This window comes from Burkholderia sp. TSV86, from assembly GCF_001522865.1.
GTDB lineage: Bacteria > Pseudomonadota > Gammaproteobacteria > Burkholderiales > Burkholderiaceae > Burkholderia.
The window spans coordinates 1-16,905 of record NZ_LOWB01000115.1; the positions used below are offsets into that span (position 1 = coordinate 1).

The following is a 16,905-nucleotide window of genomic DNA, read 5'->3' on the forward strand; positions in this document are numbered from 1 at the left end:
CGTACGGCTCCTTTCATACTGAAAAAGTCCGCCGAAAACTCGACTACATCATGGCACTGTTTGCTGGGGGCCGATCAACTTCGAGGAATCCGCCGAGCAGAGCCGGAAAAGTCGGCGGGCAGCATGGGCGGCGAAGCGCCGGATTCGACCGGCGGCGCGTCACGGAATGTCCGTGCGCTGAGATGCGCGTCCGCACGGCGAATGTCCAGGCCGACGGACGTCATGCGTCGCAAAACGCTTGCGACGCATGGATGAAAACCTTGGACGCACGGACGGAAACGATGGCTGCGGCCCCCGCCGCGCCGAGCGCGGCCCGCGGCGTAACGTGAACCACCGCAACGCCCCGCCGCTCCAGCGACGCAGACCGCCGCTGCGCGATGTGGAACCGCCCCGTGATGCGGCAAACACGAAATCACGCGAGCGCGGCGGCACGTCGGCCGTGAGCGCCGTTTCCGCCCTGCCATGCGCCGCCCCTATTCGCCTCTTCGCTGCGTGCAGAAAACGGCCCCCGAAGCCGGCGGCGGCCCGCCAAGACCAGCCGCGCGGGCTCGCCAAATCCGTCACCGCTTATTATTTCTTGTCCGGCTCCGAAGACGTCACCGGTTTGAACGGAAACGAGCTGAACATCGTCTTCGCCTGATTCTGCATCTGCTCCTGCATTTGCACGAACATGTTCTTCGACTGCTCGATATAGTTCGTCATCATTCCTTGCATCATCGGCGCCTGCATGTTCATGAACTGCGACCAGACTTCCGGATTCATCGCATTGTTCTCATACAGGTTCTTCGACTGCTCGGCGAGTTTGCCCTGGATGTCGATGAACGCCTGGATGTTCTTCTCGAGATAGGCGCCCATCATCCCCTGCATCGCATGCCCGTAGAAGCGGATGATCTGCGACAGCATCGATGACGAGAACATCGGCACGCCGCCGCTTTCCTCTTCAAGAATGATCTGCAACAGGATGCTGCGCGTCAAATCCTCGTTGCTCTTCGCGTCGATGACCTTGAAGTCCTCCTGCTCCAGCACGAGCTGCTTCACATCGGTCAACGTAATGTAGGTGCTCGTCTCCGTATCGTACAAACGGCGGTTCGGATACTTCTTGATCAGCCGTTCGCTAGTTTTCTTTGTAGTCGTCATGTAACGCCCTTGAGCGCCTGATGCGCGTAATGACAACGCGGGCGCCGCGCCTCATCGCGCAACGCCCGGCGTCCCCGGAACCCCGATCCATGCGGCCGGCCGGCATATACCGGCCGGCAGCGCACGGCTCAGCCCATATGCAAGCCGCCGTTCAGCGAGAAATCGGCGCCCGTCGCGAAACCGGATTCCTCTGATGCCAGCCACGCGACGATCGAGCCGATCTCGTCGGGCGAGCCCAACCGGCGCACCGGGATCGTCGCGACGATCTTCTCGAGCACGTCCGGGCGGATCGCCTTCACCATGTCGGTGCCGATGTAGCCGGGCGACACCGTATTGACCGTCACGCCCTTCGTCGCGACTTCCTGCGCAAGCGACATCGTGAAGCCGTGAATGCCCGCTTTCGCAGTCGAATAATTGGTTTGGCCGAACTGACCTTTCTGGCCGTTCACCGACGAAATATTGATGATCCGCCCCCAACCGCGCTCGACCATCCCGTCGATCACCTGCTTCGTCACGTTGAAGAGGCTCGTCAGATTCGTGTCGATCACGGCCGTCCAGTCTTCGCGCGTCATCTTGCGGAACACGACATCGCGCGTGATGCCCGCGTTGTTGACGAGCACATCCACCTCGCCGATCTCGGCCTTCACCTTGTCGAACGCCTGCTTCGTCGAATCCCAATCGCCGACATTGCCTTCGGACGCATAGAAATCGAAACCGAGCGCCTTCTGATCGTCGAGCCATTTCACGCGGCGCGGCGAATTCGGGCCGCAGCCCGCGATCACCTTGAAGCCGTCCTTGTGCAGGCGCTGGCAGATGCTCGTGCCGATACCACCCATTCCGCCGGTTACGTAAGCAATTCGCTGTGACATAGACATCACTCCCTTATCATTTTGAGAGGCGCCGGGCGGCGGCCTCTCTGCCTCTTTGCCGTCAGTCGGATCGCGCGCGACGGTGTGGCCCGGCCGGCGCGCGCATGCATCACGTCACGGGCGCTCGAGCGCGAGCGCGACGCCCATTCCGCCGCCGATGCACAGCGACGCCAAGCCTCGCTTCGCATCGCGTTTCTGCATTTCATGCAGCAGCGTGACGAGAATCCGGCAACCCGACGCGCCAATCGGATGACCGATCGCGATCGCACCGCCGTTCACGTTGATCTTCGACGTGTCCCAGCCCATCTGCTTGTTCACCGCGAGCGCCTGCGCGGCGAACGCTTCGTTGATTTCCATCAAATCGAGATCGCCCACCGACCAGCCGGCGCGCTCGAGACAACGGCGCGACGCCGGCACCGGGCCGATCCCCATCACGCTCGGATCGACACCCGCGTTCGCATAGGCCTTGATCCGCGCAAGCGGCTTCAGGCCGAGCGCGTCGGCCTTCTGCGCCGACATCACGAGCACCGCGGCCGCGCCGTCGTTGATGCCGGACGCGTTCGCGGCCGTCACCGTGCCGTCCTTCGCGAACGCGGGCTTCAGGCCCGCGAGCGATTCGGCCGTCACGCCGTGGCGCACGAACTCGTCGGTCGCAAAGCGCACCGGCTCGCCCTTCTTTTGCGGAATCTCGATCGGCACGATCTCGTCGTCGAAACGACCGGCCTTCTGCGCCGCTTCCGCCTTGTTCTGCGACAGCGCGGCGAACTTGTCCTGCTCTTCGCGCGTGATGCCATGCTCCTTCGCGACGTTTTCCGCGGTGATGCCCATGTGATACTGGTTATAGGCATCCCACAGGCCGTCGACGATCATGGTGTCGACGAGCTTCGCATCGCCCATCCGGAAACCGTCGCGCGAGCCCGGCAGCACATGCGGCGCGGCGCTCATGTTCTCCTGGCCGCCCGCGACGACGATTTCCGCGTCACCCGCCACGATCGCGTTCGCCGCCAGCATCACGGCCTTCAGGCCCGAGCCGCACACCTTGTTGATCGTCATGCCCGGCACCGCGTTCGGCAATCCCGCCGCGATCAGCGCCTGGCGCGCCGGATTCTGGCCCGAGCCCGCCGTCAGCACCTGGCCCATGATCACTTCGCTGACCAGCTCGGGTTTCACGCCGGCCCGCTCGAGCACCGCGCGAATCACGGTTGCGCCGAGCTTGGGCGCGGCAATCTTCGCGAGCGAACCGCCGAACTTGCCGACCGCGGTGCGCGCGGCCGATACGATCACTACGTCTGTCATCTCACTGTCCTCCGGGCAAACGCGGCGCTGCGCGCCACGGCCGCCCTGTCAAAAAAACGGTCGCATCGGAAAGCGTGCGCCGCCTTCCGCCGTTCGTCAATCGCGTTGCAGCACATACCGGCCGGGCGCGGGCTCGATCACCGGGAAACTTGCCGAGCCGAGCGCGCGCGGCTTCACCTTGCGGCCGCCGTACTGGTCGAGCCATGTGGTCCATTCGGGCCACCAGCTTCCCGGATGCTCGGTCGCCGCATCAAACCAGTCGTCCCCCGATTCGGGCAGCGCCTTGGCCGGAGCGTCGTAGGTCCAGTAGCTGCGTTTATTCTTAGCCGGCGGATTGATGACGCCCGCGACGTGGCCCGATGCGCCGAGTACGAACGTCAGCGGGCCGGTGAGCAGCGACGTCGACGCATACGCGGTTCGCCACGGCACGATGTGGTCTTCGCGCGAGCCGTAGATGAAGGTCGGCACGTCGATCCTCGACAGATCGACGCTCTCGCCGCATACCGTCAGCGCGTCGGGCTCACGCAGCTTGTTCTCGAGATAGGTATGGCGCAGATACCACGCATACATCGGGCCGGGCAGATTCGTCGAATCGCTGTTCCAGTACAGCAGATCGAACGGCGCGGGCGTGCGGCCCTTCAGATAGTTGTCGACGACGTAGTTCCAGAACAGATCGTTGGGCCGCAGGAACGAGAACGTGTTGGCGAACTCGATGCCGCGCATCAGGCCCGGCTGGCCGCCATTCTTGCCGCCGATCGTCTGCTCGCGCAACTGCACGTGCGCTTCGTCGACGAACACGTCAAGAATGCCCGTGTCGGAAAAATCGAGCATCGCGGTAAGCAGCGTCATCGACGCGGCCGGATGCTCGCCGCGCGCGGCGAGCACGGCGAGCGCCGTTGCCAGCAGCGTGCCGCCGACGCAAAAGCCGAGCGTGTTGATCTGCTCGCGCCCGCTCACCTGCTGGACCACGTCGATCGCGGCAAGCAGTCCTTCGTCGATGTAATCGTCCCAGGTCTTGTGCGCGATCGACGCATCCGCGTTGCGCCACGAAATCAGATAGACCGGATGGCCACTCGCCAGCGCATGCTCGACGAGCGAACTCTGCGGCCGCAGATCGAGGATGTAGAACTTGTTGATGCACGGCGGCACGATGAGCAGCGGCCGCTCGAACACGGTCGCCGTCAACGGCTTGTACTGGATGAGCTGGATCAGGTCGTTCTCGTAAATCACCGCGCCTGACGTCACGGCGAGATCCTTGCCGACGACGAACTGCGATTCGTCCGTCTGCGAGACCTTGCCGCGCTGCAGGTCCGAGAACAGGTTCATCATGCCGAGCAGCAGGCTCTCGCCCTGCGTGTCGATCACGTTCTTCTGAGCATCCGGATTGAGCGCGAGGAAGTTGCTCGGCGCCGCAGCCGCCGTCCACTGCTCGACCGCGAAGCGGATACGCTCGCGCGTTTTCGAATCGGTTTCGAGCGACTCGGCCAGCGCCTGCAGGTAGCGCGCATTCAGCAGATACCAGGCAGCAGCGAACGTGTGCGCCGGCGAGCCCTTCCACGCATCCGAGCTGAAGCGCCGGTCCTTCAGTTCCGGCAGCGCCGGGGTCGCGGCCGTTGCCTGCTGAAGCAGCGCCAAGCAATCGCGTGAATAATCGGCTTGCAACTGTTGCAGCCGCGCGGGCGGCACCGACGCGAGCGGCGCGAGACCGGCAATGGCTGCGGGAAACGGCGCGGCCGCGTCGGACCAGTTCGGCATCGACGGCATCGCGAACGGCAAGGAAAACGGCTGATTCGGCCAAGCCCACGCCGGCTGAGCCCCCGCGGCGCCGGCAGCCGCGCGGGCCGGCTCGGCGAAGCCGCGCCACGCATTCAGCCATGCATCGAACATCTGTTGCATGGGCCGGGCCGCATCGAACCACGCGGTATCAGGCCAAGCCGCCGATCCGGCTGACTCGTGAGTTTGTGCAGTATCCGTGTGAGTGGATGTCGACGTTTGTTTCGGTGCTGTCATACCTGCCTTAACGGTGTTTCCTCGATATTCCTGCGAGACCCCGGGAATCCTGCTCGAGCCGCTCGATGTCGACCATCCTATTATCACGCGCCATCGAGTCGGACGATCGTCTCGTGGCACATGGCTTCAGATTCTGCCGCAGTGCGGTAGTTTTATCATTATCGTTTTCCCCATGTAATGCGTCACCTCCGATAACGTGCGCGTCAAAATACTTCGCAAACCGGAACAAATCGTTGCAAAAATCGCGCGCAGCCCGTAACGACAAGCAATTACGGCCGATCGGAGTTTAAACGAATTCAATGATAATAATCGCGCGAAGCATCGCAGCAATATATCCCGCCAAGCATGAAAATATTCTTTCGGCACCGCACGGAAATCATCGCCGCATGCGGCTCGCGGCCGTCATTCGGTCAGCCAGATCATCGCGGCCATGCGGCCGGTCACGCGATCGCGCCGGTAAGAGTAGAACCGCTCGCGTTCGCTCAGCGTGCATGCGCCGCCGCCGCTCACGCGCATGACGCCCGCGCGCGCCAAGCGCAGGCGCGCAAGCGCATAGAGATCCGCCCGATACTTGCCGGGTGCCGCCGCTTGCGGGACGAACGCGCGATCGGTCGCCGCGTAATCGGCAAGTTGCGCCGCGGCCAGGAAAGCAGCGCGCACATCCGCGCCGACTTCGAACGCCGCCGGCCCGATCGCGGGGCCGAGGTACGCGAACAATCCGTCGGCATCGCACCCCGCCAGTTGCGCGACGCGCTCAGCCGTCTTCTCGACGATCCCCGCCGCAAGCCCGCGCCACCCCGCATGCGCGGCGCCGACGGCCCGGCCCGCGCCGTCGCATAGCAACACCGGCAGACAATCGGCGACCATCACGACGCAAACGGCGCCCGGCGTCACAGTCACGCTCGCATCGGCCCGCACGACGCGCGCGCTGCCGTCGGTCGCGCCGGCGAGCGCCTCGTCCGCGCGCACGACGTCCGTGCCGTGAACCTGTTCGAGCCACGCGGCGCGCGGCTGGCCGGTCAGCGCGAGCAGGCGCGCGCGGTTCGCGGCGACGTGTGCCGGATCGTCGCCGGTATGAAAGCCGAGATTCATCCCGCCCGTGACTTCGCATGCGTCGCGCCAACCGCCATACGGCGGCGCGCTCACGCCGCCGTTACGGGTCGACACCAGCGCGCGCACGCGCGGCGGCGCCCCCCAATCGGGTTGCACGCAGTCGGCGAGGGTCAGCGGGCGCGGCGGCGTCATCGGTAACCAATCCTCATCGTCGTCGGCATAGGGAATACCGTCATCATAACCATCGTCATAGACCGCGCCGTCGTCACCGAATTCCCCGTCATCCGCGCCGAAGCCGAGTGCGTCGACGAGCGCCGCGAGATCGTCCGGCAGCGGCGCGCGCCAATGCATCGCGCGGCCCGTTGCCGGATGCACGAGACCGAGCCGCCACGCATGCAGCGCCTGCCGCGCGAAGCCGCCCGGCAATGCCGCGACCGAGCGCTTGCCGCGCGCGCGGCCATATACCGGATCGCCCAGCAGCGGATGCCCGGCGTGCGCGCAATGCACGCGGATCTGATGCGTGCGGCCGGTTTCGAGGTCGCAATGGATCGCCGATACCGGTTGACGCTCCCACAACGCCGTGTCGATGGTTCGGAAGTGCGTGCGCGCGGGCTTGCCCGCCGCACCCGTGACGACCGCCATGCGCGTGCGCTCGCGCGGATCGCGGCCGATCGGCGCATCGATCGTACCCTCGTCGGGCATGCGCCCCCACGCGAGCGCGAAGTAGCGGCGCTTTACCGTGCGGGCCTGCAACTGGCGCACCAGATCGGTTTGCGCGGCGAGCGTGCGCGCGACGACCATCAGCCCCGACGTTTCCTTGTCGAGGCGATGCACGATGCCCGCGCGCGGCAGCCCGGCCGCCGCGTCGCCGTAGCGATGCAACAGGCCGTTGAGCAGCGTGCCGCCCCAGTTTCCCGCGGCGGGATGGACGACGAGCCCGGCCGGCTTATCGATCACGACAAGCGTATCGTCCTCATAGACGATCGCAAGCGGCACCGGCTCAGGCGCGAACGCGAGCTGCTCGGGCAGCAGGTCCGGGATCAGCTCGATGGTCGCGCCAAGCGGCACCGGCTGACGGATTTTCGCGGGCGCGCCGTCGATGCGCACGCGTGACGATTCGATCCACTGCTGCAGGCGGCTGCGCGAAAACTCGGGAAAAAGCTGGGCGAGCGCTTTGTCGAGCCGCTCGCCGGCGAGCGCGGGCGGCACCTCGACCGTGCGCGGCGCGTTACCACCCACGCCGGCGCTAGCGGGCGCGCCGAACGCGTCGCTCGCCAAATCGTCGTCGAGCGAATCGCCGACGGATGCGTCGGCGGGATTGTCGCTTGGGCTATAATCGTCGCCGTTTGACTTGCCCTCATGGGCATGCAACGAACTTGAACGGGTCATTTAGACTGGGTCACTTGAGACTTAAAGCTAGGACAATGCGAGCCCTATTCACCATGATGCATTCGACCAAACGCGTCGCGAAACCCGCGGCCGCCTGGGCCGCGCTGGCCGCTGCCGCCGCGCTCGTCGCGGGCTGCCATGGCCTGCCGCAAAAGAGCGACGAGACGGTAACCTGGTCGAACAACAAATTATACTCAGAGGCTCAGGATGCATTGACGGGCGGCGACTGGGGCAAGTGCTCGAAGTACTTCGAGGCGTTGCAGGGTCGCGATCCGTTCGGCCATTTCGCGCAGCAAGCGCAAATCAACGTCGCATATTGCAGCTGGAAGGACAACGAGCAGGCCGCTGCCGACCAAGCTGTCGACCGCTTCATCCAGCTCCATCCGGATCACCCCAATATCGCATACGCGTACTATCTGAAGGGAATGATCCATTTCAACGACGACCTGGGCCTGTTCGGCCGCTTCTCTGGCCAGGACATGAGCGAGCGCGATCCGCAGGCGCTGCGCGAATCGTATGACGCATTCAAGGTCGTCGTCGACCGCTATCCGAAGAGCAAGTATGCGCCAGACTCGGCCGCGCGGATGCGTTACATCGTCAACGCGCTTGCCTCGCACGAAGTGCACGCGGCGGATTATTACTATCGGCGCGGCGCCTACGTCGCGGCGATCAACCGCGCGCAGCTCGCGTTGAAGGAATACAAGAATGCGCCCGCGATCGAGGATGCGCTGCACATCATGATGATGTCTTATACGAAGCTGAATCAGCCCCAGCTCGCTGACGACACGAAGCGCGTGCTCGCGTCGACGTTCCCGGACAGCCCATACATCACGGGCCATTCACGCTCGGGCAAGAAAAAGTCATGGTGGCAGTTCTGAGCTGACACGCTGGCGCCTGCAGCGGCGCTGCAAAAGGAAACCCGGCCTGCGCGCCGGGTTTCCTTTTGCGCGCGGCAAGCAGCCGAGCGGACAGGCTCACGGCTCACCGCCCGCGCGCGGCCACACGCCACGCCTACGCTTGCTCGGTCTCGCGCCGCTCGGCGAAGAATTCGCGCACGACGTCGATCTCGCGCGTGCGCTTGAACGGCGGCAGGCTCTGCCAGATGCGCCGGCCATATGGCTTGTCGACGAGGCGCGTGTCGCAGATCATCAGCACGCCGCGATCCGTCTCCGCGCGAATCAGCCGCCCCGCGCCCTGCTTCAGCGTAATCACGGCCTGCGGCAATTGATGAACGGCGAACGGACTCAACCCCTTCTTCGCGAGCGCATCGAGCCGCGCGGCAAGCACTGGATCGTCGGGCGGCGCGAACGGCAGCTTGTCGATCACCACGAGCGACAGCGCGTCGCCACGCACATCGACGCCTTCCCAGAAACTCTGGCTGCCGACCAGGATCGCATTGCCATACGCACGGAAGCGATCGAGCAGCTCGGTGCGGCTCGCATCGCCCTGCACGAGCAGCGGCGTGCGCCAGCCGTGCGCGTCGATCGTCTCGCGCAGCTTCGCCGCGATCCGGTCGACCGCGCGCAGCGTCGTGCATAGCACGAACACGCCGCCGCCCGATGCCTCGATCGCCGGCAATGCGGCGTCGAATACCGCATCGGTGAACGCGGGCGACGATGGCTGCGGCAAGTTCCGCGGCACATATAAAAGCCCCTGGGCCGGATAGTCGAACGGACTCGGCAGCGTCATCGAGCGGCGCGCGTCGAGCCCCATCTGCGCCGCATAGTGCGTGAAATCGCCGCGCACCGACAGCGTCGCCGACGTGAAGATCCATGCACGCGGCACGCCCGCACGCTGCTTCGCGAAAATTGGCGCGACCGACAATGGCGTTTCGTGCAGCTGAACCGTGTGCGAAAACACCTCGATCCAGCGCACCTTCTCGTTGCCGCCCGCCTCGTCCGGCGCCGGCTGCTCGGCCTGCGGCGCGACCCAACCCGCGAGCAGATCTTGCAGCTCGCGCGCTCGGCGATGGCACGCGCCAATCGATTCAGCGCGCTCGGCTTGCCCTGCGAGCGCGCTCGACAGCGCGTCGAGCGCCGCGTCGAGCGCATCGAGCGAGCCGAACAGCGGGTGATCGTCTTCGAGCTGCGCGAGCGACACGCGCAACGTGCCGCCGTCGCCAAACGCAAGGCGCACGTCGCGCGCGGCGCGTTCGAGCGCACCGCCGAGCTTCACCCACTCGACCGCATCGCGCGCGTGCCCCAGCCCCTCCGCGACGCAATCGCGCGCAAGCTCGAGCAACTGCGTCGTCGACAGCGTCTCGCCGAAGAACAGTGTCGCGGTTTCCGGAAGCTGGTGCGCCTCGTCGAAGATAATCGTGTTCGCGCTCGGCAGCAGTTCGGCCATGCCGGTATCGCGCAGCATGATGTCCGCGAAGAACAGGTGGTGATTGACCACGACGATGTCCGCCTGCTGCGCGTCACGGCGCGCCTGCATCACGAAACACTCCTTGTAATGCGGGCATTCCTGGCCCAGGCAGTTATCGCGCGTCGACGTCACCATTGGCCATACGGGCGACGTTTCCGGCACGCTCGCAAGCTCGGCCTTGTCGCCGCTTTTCGTGATCTTCGCGAAACGGACGATTTCCTGCAGATGCGCGGTGTCCTGCCGCGACGGCAGCCGGCCGTTGTCGGCGGTGCGCTGCAGATAGTAATGGCACAGGTAGTTCGCGCGCCCCTTGAGCATCGCAACCGTCACGGGCACCGCGAGCGCGTCGCGCACGGTCGGAATGTCGCGTAGAAAAAGCTGGTCCTGCAGGTGCTTCGTGCCCGTCGACACGATTACCTTGCCGCCCCACAGCATCGCCGGCACGAGGTAAGCATAGGTCTTGCCGGTACCGGTGCCGGCTTCGACGATCAGCGTGTTGTCGGCACTCGCGGCGGTTTCGTCGGCGCTCGCGGCAGCTGCGTCGGCTGCGCTTGCGCCGTCTTGCAAACGCCGCGCCGGGCGCTTACGCGTGTCGAAAATCTCCGGCTCGGGCATCAGCTTGCCCGATGCCTCCATTGCAGCCGCGACAGCACGCGCCATCTCGATCTGCGACGCGCGCGGACGATAACCGTCGAGCGCCCGCGCAAACAGGCCGCTCGCGCCGAAAATGGCGTCGAGTTCGTTGGCACGCTTCACGCTGGGCGTATACGCGCCGGCCTGGGGCGCACGCGGGCCGGCGGCGGACGAAGCGTCGCGCCGCGCATCAGAATGGGCATCAAGCGGTGAATTCAAGGCAAGCGGTTCCCAGGGTTTCCCGGCTCCGGCGCTTGCCGCGGCGCCGGCGCTTGCCAGGCCGCGCTAAGCGCGCTTGTCCGGTTCGAGCTGCGACTGCAGCATGATGATCTTGTCTTTGGCCAGCAGCTTTTCCTTCTTCAGCCGGTGCAGCGTCAGATCGTCAATGTCGGAGCGGCCTTCCTTCTGTTCGATCTCGCGAGCAAGCTGTTTATGCAGCTCTTGCAAAGATACCAGCCGGTTGTACAACTCCTGTTGCGTATCCGCGAAACGGGTTTGCATACTCGCCTCCTCACTGAACTGGCATACCGGCCGGACGGCCCGCATGCCCGAGATTGCCTTGCAAATCGCCCCACCCAACGTACTGCCCGCCGCCCCTCTCTTATTTATTACGGCTGCTGCTTTTGCTGCCCCTTCTCGGCAGCCCGCCGCTGACGCTCGTCCACCTCGGCTTTGTGCTGCGCCGCATCACGCTGCTTCTCCTCATAGCGCTGCGCGTTCTGCGCACGCTGCTGCGCATCCTGCGCGGCCTTCGCATGCGCTTCGTCGAGCTTGCGCTGAAACGCGGCCTGCTTATCGTCATACGCTTTCTGGCTCACCGCGCGCTGCGGCGCCTGCGCGTCGCGTTCGGCGCGCTTGAGCGCATTTTGTTGCTGCTTGCTTTCATACGCGGCGGCATTCGCCGCGTCGCTGGCCGCGCGCTGCGGCGCCTGCGCCTGCCGTTGCGCGTCTTTCAGCGCGATCTGGCGATCGCGCTCCTGCGCGCGCACCGCCCGTTGTTCGTCATTGAGCGCCTGTTGCTCCTGGTTGATGCTCGCGCGCTCCGCGCGCATCGTTTCCCGCGCGCCGTCCAGGCAATGGTTGACGAAAAACTTGCTGTAGCAGTTGTGCTGGGCTACCGCATAACGATAGTCGTTTTCCGCCGTGCGTTGATCGAGCACTTTTTGACGTGCGTCGAAATTGGCTTGCGCGGCGAACGCGGTCGCATCGGAGGCGGCGGCATCAGGCGCCGAAGCCGCCGGCGCGGACGCCTGCGCGGCCGCGCCGGTGCAGCACAACGCCGATGCAAGCGCCACGGCGAGCGTGGCGAACGTGACAACGGAAAATCGGAAGGTAGGCAACGTCGTAGGAAAGCTGCGGATCATGGGCCAAATTCTAGCACCCCGAAGTCGGGTGCTTTCGCATTTATGGCAAAATGCCCCGCTCCATTCACCCGCCAGCCCGGTGCGAGGGCCAGCCGGCCGGCACGGGCGATTTCAGCACGCAGCAGACGCATATCACGACATGACGGAAACCGTAGCACTCAAGATCGTACAGCGCATCGCCGACGAATTGGCGGTTCAGCCCCGGCAGGTCGCCGCGGCCGTGCAACTCCTCGACGAAGGCTCCACCGTTCCGTTTATCGCCCGCTACCGCAAGGAAGTCACGGGCAATCTCGACGACACGCAATTGCGCCAGCTCGAAGAGCGCCTGCTGTATCTGCGCGAGCTGGAAGAGCGCCGCGCGGCGATCGTCGCGAGCATCGACGAGCAAGGCAAGCTAACGGACGAATTGCGCGCGGCGATCGAAGCGGCCGACAGCAAGCAGACGCTCGAGGATCTGTACCTGCCGTATAAGCCAAAGCGTCGCACGCGCGCGCAGATCGCCCGCGAAGCCGGGCTCGAGCCGCTCGCGCAAGCGCTGCTCGCGAATCCGCTTGTCGACCCTCAAACGCAAGCGGCCGCCTACGTGAGCGCGGACAAGGGCGTCGCCGACGTGAAAGCCGCGCTCGACGGCGCGCGCGACATCCTGTCCGAACAATTCGGCGAGACAGCCGAACTGCTCGGCAAGCTGCGCGACTATTTGTTCGAGCGCGGCGTGGTGTCGTCGGCGGTCGTCGACGGCAAGCAAGGCGAGGAAGGCGAAAAATTCCGCGATTACTACGACTATGCCGAGACGCTCAAAACGGTGCCGTCGCACCGCGCGCTCGCGCTCTTTCGCGGCCGCAACGCGGGCGTGCTGAGCGTGAAGCTCGGCCTGGGCGAGGAACTCGACGCGCAGGTGCCGCATCCGGGCGAAGCGATGATCGCCCGCCATTTCGGCATCGCGAACCAAGGCCGGCCGGCCGACAAATGGCTCGCCGACGTGTGCCGCTGGTGCTGGCGCGTGAAGGTGCAGCCGCACCTCGAAACCGAACTGCTCACGCAACTGCGCGAGACGGCCGAGCATGAAGCGATCCGCGTATTCGCGCGCAATCTGAAGGATTTGCTGCTCGCCGCGCCCGCCGGCCCGAAGGCCGTGATCGGTCTCGATCCGGGCTTGCGCACCGGTGTGAAAGTCGCCGTCGTCGATCGCACCGGCAAACTGCTCGCCACCGATACGATCTATCCGCACGAGCCGCGCCGCGACTGGGACGGCTCGCTTGCCAAGCTCGCGCGCATCGCGCGCGAGACGCAGGCCGAGCTGATCAGCATCGGTAACGGCACCGCGTCGCGCGAAACCGACAAGCTCGCGGGCGAATTGATCGCGAAGCATCCGGAACTCCGGCTGCAGAAGATCGTCGTGTCCGAAGCGGGCGCGTCCGTCTATTCGGCCTCCGAGCTTGCCGCAAAGGAATTCCCGGATCTGGACGTGTCGTTGCGCGGCGCGGTGTCGATCGCGCGCCGGCTGCAGGACCCGCTCGCCGAACTCGTGAAGATCGAGCCGAAGGCGATCGGCGTGGGTCAGTATCAGCATGACGTCAATCAGCGCGAGCTTGCGCGTTCGCTCGACGCGGTCGTCGAGGACTGCGTCAACGCCGTGGGCGTCGACGCGAACACCGCATCGGCCGCGCTGCTCGCGCGCGTCTCGGGGCTCAACACGACGCTTGCGCGCAACATCGTCGATTATCGCGACTCGAACGGACCGTTCCCGTCGCGCGAGCATCTGCGCCGTGTGCCGCGCCTGGGCGACAAAACCTTCGAGCAGGCGGCGGGCTTCTTGCGGATCAATGGCGGCGAGAATCCGCTCGACCGCTCGTCGGTGCACCCGGAGGCATATCCCGTCGTCGAGCGGATTCTCGCGAAAATCAGCAAACGGATCGACGACGTGCTCGGCAACCGCGACGCGCTCGCCGGGCTGTCGCCCGCCGAATTCGTCGACGAGCGCTTCGGGCTGCCGACGGTGCGCGATATCCTCGGCGAGCTTGAAAAGCCGGGCCGCGATCCGCGCCCCGAATTCAAGACCGCGACATTCCGCGAAGGCGTGGAAAAAGTGTCCGACCTCGCGCCCGGTATGGTGCTCGAGGGCGTCGTAACAAATGTCGCGGCATTCGGCGCGTTTGTCGACATCGGCGTCCATCAGGATGGGCTCGTGCACGTATCGGCAATGTCGACGAAATTCGTCAAGGATCCGCACGAGGTCGTGAAAGCCGGCCAGGTAGTCAAGGTGAAGGTGCTCGACGTCGACGTGAAGCGTCAGCGCATTTCGCTGACGATGCGTCTGGACGACGACTTCGCGCCGAATGCCGCCACCGGCGGACGCGGCGGCAACGCCGAGCGCGGCGGGATGCGCGGCGGTAGCGGCAATCGCCCGCCCCGTTCGTCGCGTGAGCCGGAGCCGGCGGGCGCAATGGCCGCGGCGTTTGCCAAACTCAAGCAATCGCGCTGAACCGCTGCCAGGCGGCTGCCGAGCGGCCGCCTGGCACATCAATTGAACGCGTCGCGCGCGCTGGCGCTGCGAGGCTTTGAGCGCTTCCTGGCGAGGCCATGCAGCTGACAAGCCGGCATCGGAGGCGCTGTCACTCCCCCTTGAACGCCGGCCGGCGTTTCTCGAGAAATGCCGTCACGCCTTCGCGATAGTCCGCGCTGTCGTAAACCTTCTGCCGCATCGCCTCGATTTTCTCGAACGCCTGAGCCGGAACGGCATGATAGTCGGTCAGCACGCGCAATTGCTCCTTCACCACCGCAATCGCCAATGGCGCTTTCGACGCCATGCCCGTTGCGAGTGCCATCGTCCGCGCCTCCAGTTCGACGCTCGGCATCAGGCGATTGACGATCCCCCATTGCAAGGCCCGCTGCGCATCCAATGGTTCGGCGGTGAAAAACATCTCCCTGACGAGGTTCAACGGCAACCGCCCCAGAAAGTGCAGCAAGCCCGTCGTGTTGTAAGGCAACCCGATGTTGGCCGGTGTAATCGCGAATGTCGCGGATTCGTCGGCGACGATCATGTCGCAGCTCAATACCAGATCAAACGCGCCGCCCCACACCGAGCCGCGCACCATCGCCACCACCGGCACAGGCAATGCGCGTATCGCACGCAGCGTCCGCTCCAATGGAGCGAAATAGCCCAGCGGGTCCATGCCGCCTAGCGGCAGCTCTCGAATGTCGTGGCCTGCCGACCATACGCTCATACCGGGCGCCGCACGCAGAATCACCACGCGCGCGCCCCGCTCGGCGACGCCGTCCAGCACGCTCATCAATGCGCCGAGCAACTGCGCGCTCAACGCATTGCGCTTGGCTGGATGATCGAGCGTGATAACGCCGACACCGTCGCGCACATCCGCACGAACCAGTTCGCCCCCCGCAACCACGCCGCTCATCGCCCGCTCCCGACGAATTCGGCGACGATCGCCGCACGGTCGGCGTCGAGTTCCGGCGCCGGACGCATCGTTCGCGGCTCCAGCATGCCCATGACCTTGACAGGATTTCCCGCGACGCTCAGCTCCCCCGCAACCGGATCGGCCACGCGAACGATCATATTGCGTGCGACGATCTGCGGCTCGGCCATCATGTGCGCAATATCGTTGATCGGCGAGCATGGTACGCCCTTCGCGTTCAACGCATCCAGCCAATACGATACGCAGCGGGTCACCGACACGCTTTCGATTTCCGCCTGCAATGCATCCACGTTCCGATGACGCAGCTCATTGGTGGCGAAACGGGGATCGCGCGCCAGTTCTGGCCGCCCGAGCACGTCGGCGGCGAGCGAGAACAGATGATCGTTGCCCGCGGCGATGATGATATTGCCGTCGGCAGCGGCATATGCCTGAAACGGCGCCACCGTCGGATGCCGAGTGCCCAACGGGCCGGGCACTTCGCCAGTCTTTGCATACACGGTTACGGCGTCTTCCATGATCGCCGCCTGGCAATCGAGCATCGCGATATCGAGCTTGCATCCCACTCCGGCCAACGAGCGCCGATACAGCGCGGCATTGATGCCCAGCGCCAAATACAACCCAGCCGTGATATCGCCGATCGACACGCCGACGCGGGCGGGCGCGCCGCCCGGATATCCCGTCACGCTCATGATGCCGCCCATTCCCTGCACGACCATGTCATATGCGGCGAAACTGGAGCGCGGCCCCGTATCGCCGAATCCGGATACCGCACCGTAAATGAGCTGCGGAAACCTGTCGTGAAGAACATCCCATCCATAACCGAGCTTCTCCATCGTGCCGGGCCGATAATTTTCGACCAGCACATCCGCTTTCGAGACTATTTTTTCGAATATCGAACGGTCTTCGCCGCGCTTCAAATTGAGGGCAATGCTTTCCTTGTTGCAATTAATAGCCGAGAAATATAATGATTTTCCATTGGCGAACGGACCGAAAGTGCGCGCGTCGTCGCCGACCACCGGCATTTCGACTTTTATCACGCGCGCTCCCAGATTCGCCAAGGTCATGGTAGCAAAAGGGCCGGCCAGCACGCGGGAAAGATCCACGATTTTTACGTCGGCAAGCAGGGATTTCAACGCATTTTGATGCATGAGAAACCTCTCGAGATGATCAACCCTGATGACAGAAAAATCGATTTATATTGATATTTTATTTTTAATAATTAATCACCGAATGCGTGACGCGAAACCATGCCAATATACCAACACGCACTTATTCGGAATCGAATAACACGAAAATTGCCGCCGCGATACGAATCGGGCGATTCGGCCATTTCCGGATATCGCCGCCGAGCATAGC

General features: G+C 64.6%; 13 protein-coding genes and 1 pseudogene. 3 read left to right on the plus strand and 11 right to left on the minus strand.

All coding sequences use genetic code 11. From position 1 onward, the window contains the following. Positions 1-329: hypothetical protein (locus tag WS68_RS29065; protein ID WP_231753081.1), on the plus strand; the 329-nt coding region annotated here is incomplete at its 5' end. Positions 330-570: 241 nt separating this feature from the next. Here the strand turns inward: WS68_RS29065 and phaR are convergent. The 6 genes and pseudogenes from phaR to WS68_RS21035 form a co-directional block, all read right to left on the minus strand. After that, a complete protein-coding gene (phaR, locus tag WS68_RS21015) occupies positions 571-1,137 on the minus strand; it encodes a polyhydroxyalkanoate synthesis repressor PhaR (protein WP_059572596.1) in 567 nt (188 codons plus the stop codon). A 128-nt stretch (positions 1,138-1,265) separates the two neighbouring features. Continuing rightward, entirely contained in the window at positions 1,266-2,006 is a 741-nt protein-coding gene (locus WS68_RS21020) for a 3-ketoacyl-ACP reductase (RefSeq protein WP_059518065.1), read from the minus strand. A 114-nt stretch (positions 2,007-2,120) separates the two neighbouring features. Continuing rightward, positions 2,121-3,302 carry an acetyl-CoA C-acetyltransferase gene (locus WS68_RS21025; RefSeq protein WP_059572597.1) on the minus strand — a complete coding sequence of 394 codons (1,182 nt, stop codon included), beginning with the start codon at positions 3,300-3,302 and terminating at the stop codon, positions 2,121-2,123. A gap of 96 nt (positions 3,303-3,398) precedes the next feature. Further along, complete coding sequence (gene phaC / locus WS68_RS21030; protein WP_059572598.1) at positions 3,399-5,198, minus strand: class I poly(R)-hydroxyalkanoic acid synthase; 1,800 nt, start codon at positions 5,196-5,198, stop codon at positions 3,399-3,401. A gap of 516 nt (positions 5,199-5,714) precedes the next feature. Continuing rightward, complete coding sequence (gene pgeF, locus WS68_RS26625; protein WP_082710202.1) at positions 5,715-6,557, minus strand: peptidoglycan editing factor PgeF; 843 nt, start codon at positions 6,555-6,557, stop codon at positions 5,715-5,717. Positions 6,558-6,566: 9 nt separating this feature from the next. Beyond that, a pseudogene (locus WS68_RS21035) lies at positions 6,567-7,754 on the minus strand (RluA family pseudouridine synthase); the annotation flags it as partial. 53 nt (positions 7,755-7,807) lie between these two features. Between WS68_RS21035 and WS68_RS21040 the strand changes: the two are divergent. Beyond that, positions 7,808-8,632, plus strand: coding sequence for an outer membrane protein assembly factor BamD (locus WS68_RS21040; RefSeq protein WP_059572599.1), 825 nt, complete (start codon positions 7,808-7,810; stop codon positions 8,630-8,632). A gap of 133 nt (positions 8,633-8,765) precedes the next feature. Here the strand turns inward: WS68_RS21040 and WS68_RS21045 are convergent, their stop codons facing one another. From WS68_RS21045 to WS68_RS21055, 3 genes are all read right to left on the minus strand, one after another. Then, a complete protein-coding gene (locus tag WS68_RS21045) occupies positions 8,766-10,973 on the minus strand; it encodes an ATP-dependent DNA helicase (protein ID WP_059572600.1) in 2,208 nt (735 codons plus the stop codon). 66 nt (positions 10,974-11,039) lie between these two features. Then, the gene (locus WS68_RS21050) at positions 11,040-11,255 is read right to left on the minus strand and encodes a YdcH family protein (RefSeq protein ID WP_059572679.1); all 216 of its coding nucleotides are present in this window, start codon (positions 11,253-11,255) and stop codon (positions 11,040-11,042) included. Positions 11,256-11,362: 107 nt separating this feature from the next. Next, positions 11,363-12,118, minus strand: a complete 756-nt coding sequence (locus WS68_RS21055; RefSeq protein WP_059572601.1) for a hypothetical protein — start codon at positions 12,116-12,118, stop codon at positions 11,363-11,365. A 139-nt stretch (positions 12,119-12,257) separates the two neighbouring features. On the opposite strand from WS68_RS21055, the gene WS68_RS21060 reads away from it, so the two are divergent. Then, positions 12,258-14,600, plus strand: coding sequence for a Tex family protein (locus WS68_RS21060; protein WP_059572602.1), 2,343 nt, complete (start codon positions 12,258-12,260; stop codon positions 14,598-14,600). Positions 14,601-14,730: 130 nt separating this feature from the next. On the opposite strand, the gene scpB is transcribed toward WS68_RS21060, so the two are convergent. Beyond that, complete coding sequence (gene scpB / locus WS68_RS21065) at positions 14,731-15,531, minus strand: methylmalonyl-CoA decarboxylase (protein ID WP_059572603.1); 801 nt, start codon at positions 15,529-15,531, stop codon at positions 14,731-14,733. Further along, complete coding sequence (locus WS68_RS21070) at positions 15,528-16,697, minus strand: CaiB/BaiF CoA transferase family protein (RefSeq protein ID WP_059572604.1); 1,170 nt, start codon at positions 16,695-16,697, stop codon at positions 15,528-15,530. The genes scpB and WS68_RS21070 overlap by 4 nt, the downstream gene beginning before the upstream one ends. Positions 16,698-16,905 lie beyond the last annotated feature (208 nt).

Bases quoted from the DNA above. Each gene is read 5' to 3' on its own strand.
- phaR (WP_059572596.1), bottom strand. From the start codon at position 1,137: ATGACGACTACAAAGAAAACTAGCGAACGGCTGATCAAGAAGTATCCG.
- WS68_RS21020 (WP_059518065.1), bottom strand. From the start codon at position 2,006: ATGTCACAGCGAATTGCTTACGTAACCGGCGGAATGGGTGGTATCGGC.
- WS68_RS21025 (WP_059572597.1), bottom strand. From the start codon at position 3,302: ATGACAGACGTAGTGATCGTATCGGCCGCGCGCACCGCGGTCGGCAAG.
- phaC (WP_059572598.1), bottom strand. From the start codon at position 5,198: ATGCAACAGATGTTCGATGCATGGCTGAATGCGTGGCGCGGCTTCGCC.
- pgeF (WP_082710202.1), bottom strand. From the start codon at position 6,557: ATGACGCCGCCGCGCCCGCTGACCCTCGCCGACTGCGTGCAACCCGAT.
- WS68_RS21040 (WP_059572599.1), top strand. From the start codon at position 7,808: ATGATGCATTCGACCAAACGCGTCGCGAAACCCGCGGCCGCCTGGGCC.
- WS68_RS21050 (WP_059572679.1), bottom strand. From the start codon at position 11,255: ATGCAAACCCGTTTCGCGGATACGCAACAGGAGTTGTACAACCGGCTG.
- WS68_RS21055 (WP_059572601.1), bottom strand. From the start codon at position 12,118: ATGATCCGCAGCTTTCCTACGACGTTGCCTACCTTCCGATTTTCCGTT.
- WS68_RS21060 (WP_059572602.1), top strand. From the start codon at position 12,258: ATGACGGAAACCGTAGCACTCAAGATCGTACAGCGCATCGCCGACGAA.
- scpB (WP_059572603.1), bottom strand. From the start codon at position 15,531: ATGAGCGGCGTGGTTGCGGGGGGCGAACTGGTTCGTGCGGATGTGCGC.
- WS68_RS21070 (WP_059572604.1), bottom strand. From the start codon at position 16,697: ATGCATCAAAATGCGTTGAAATCCCTGCTTGCCGACGTAAAAATCGTG.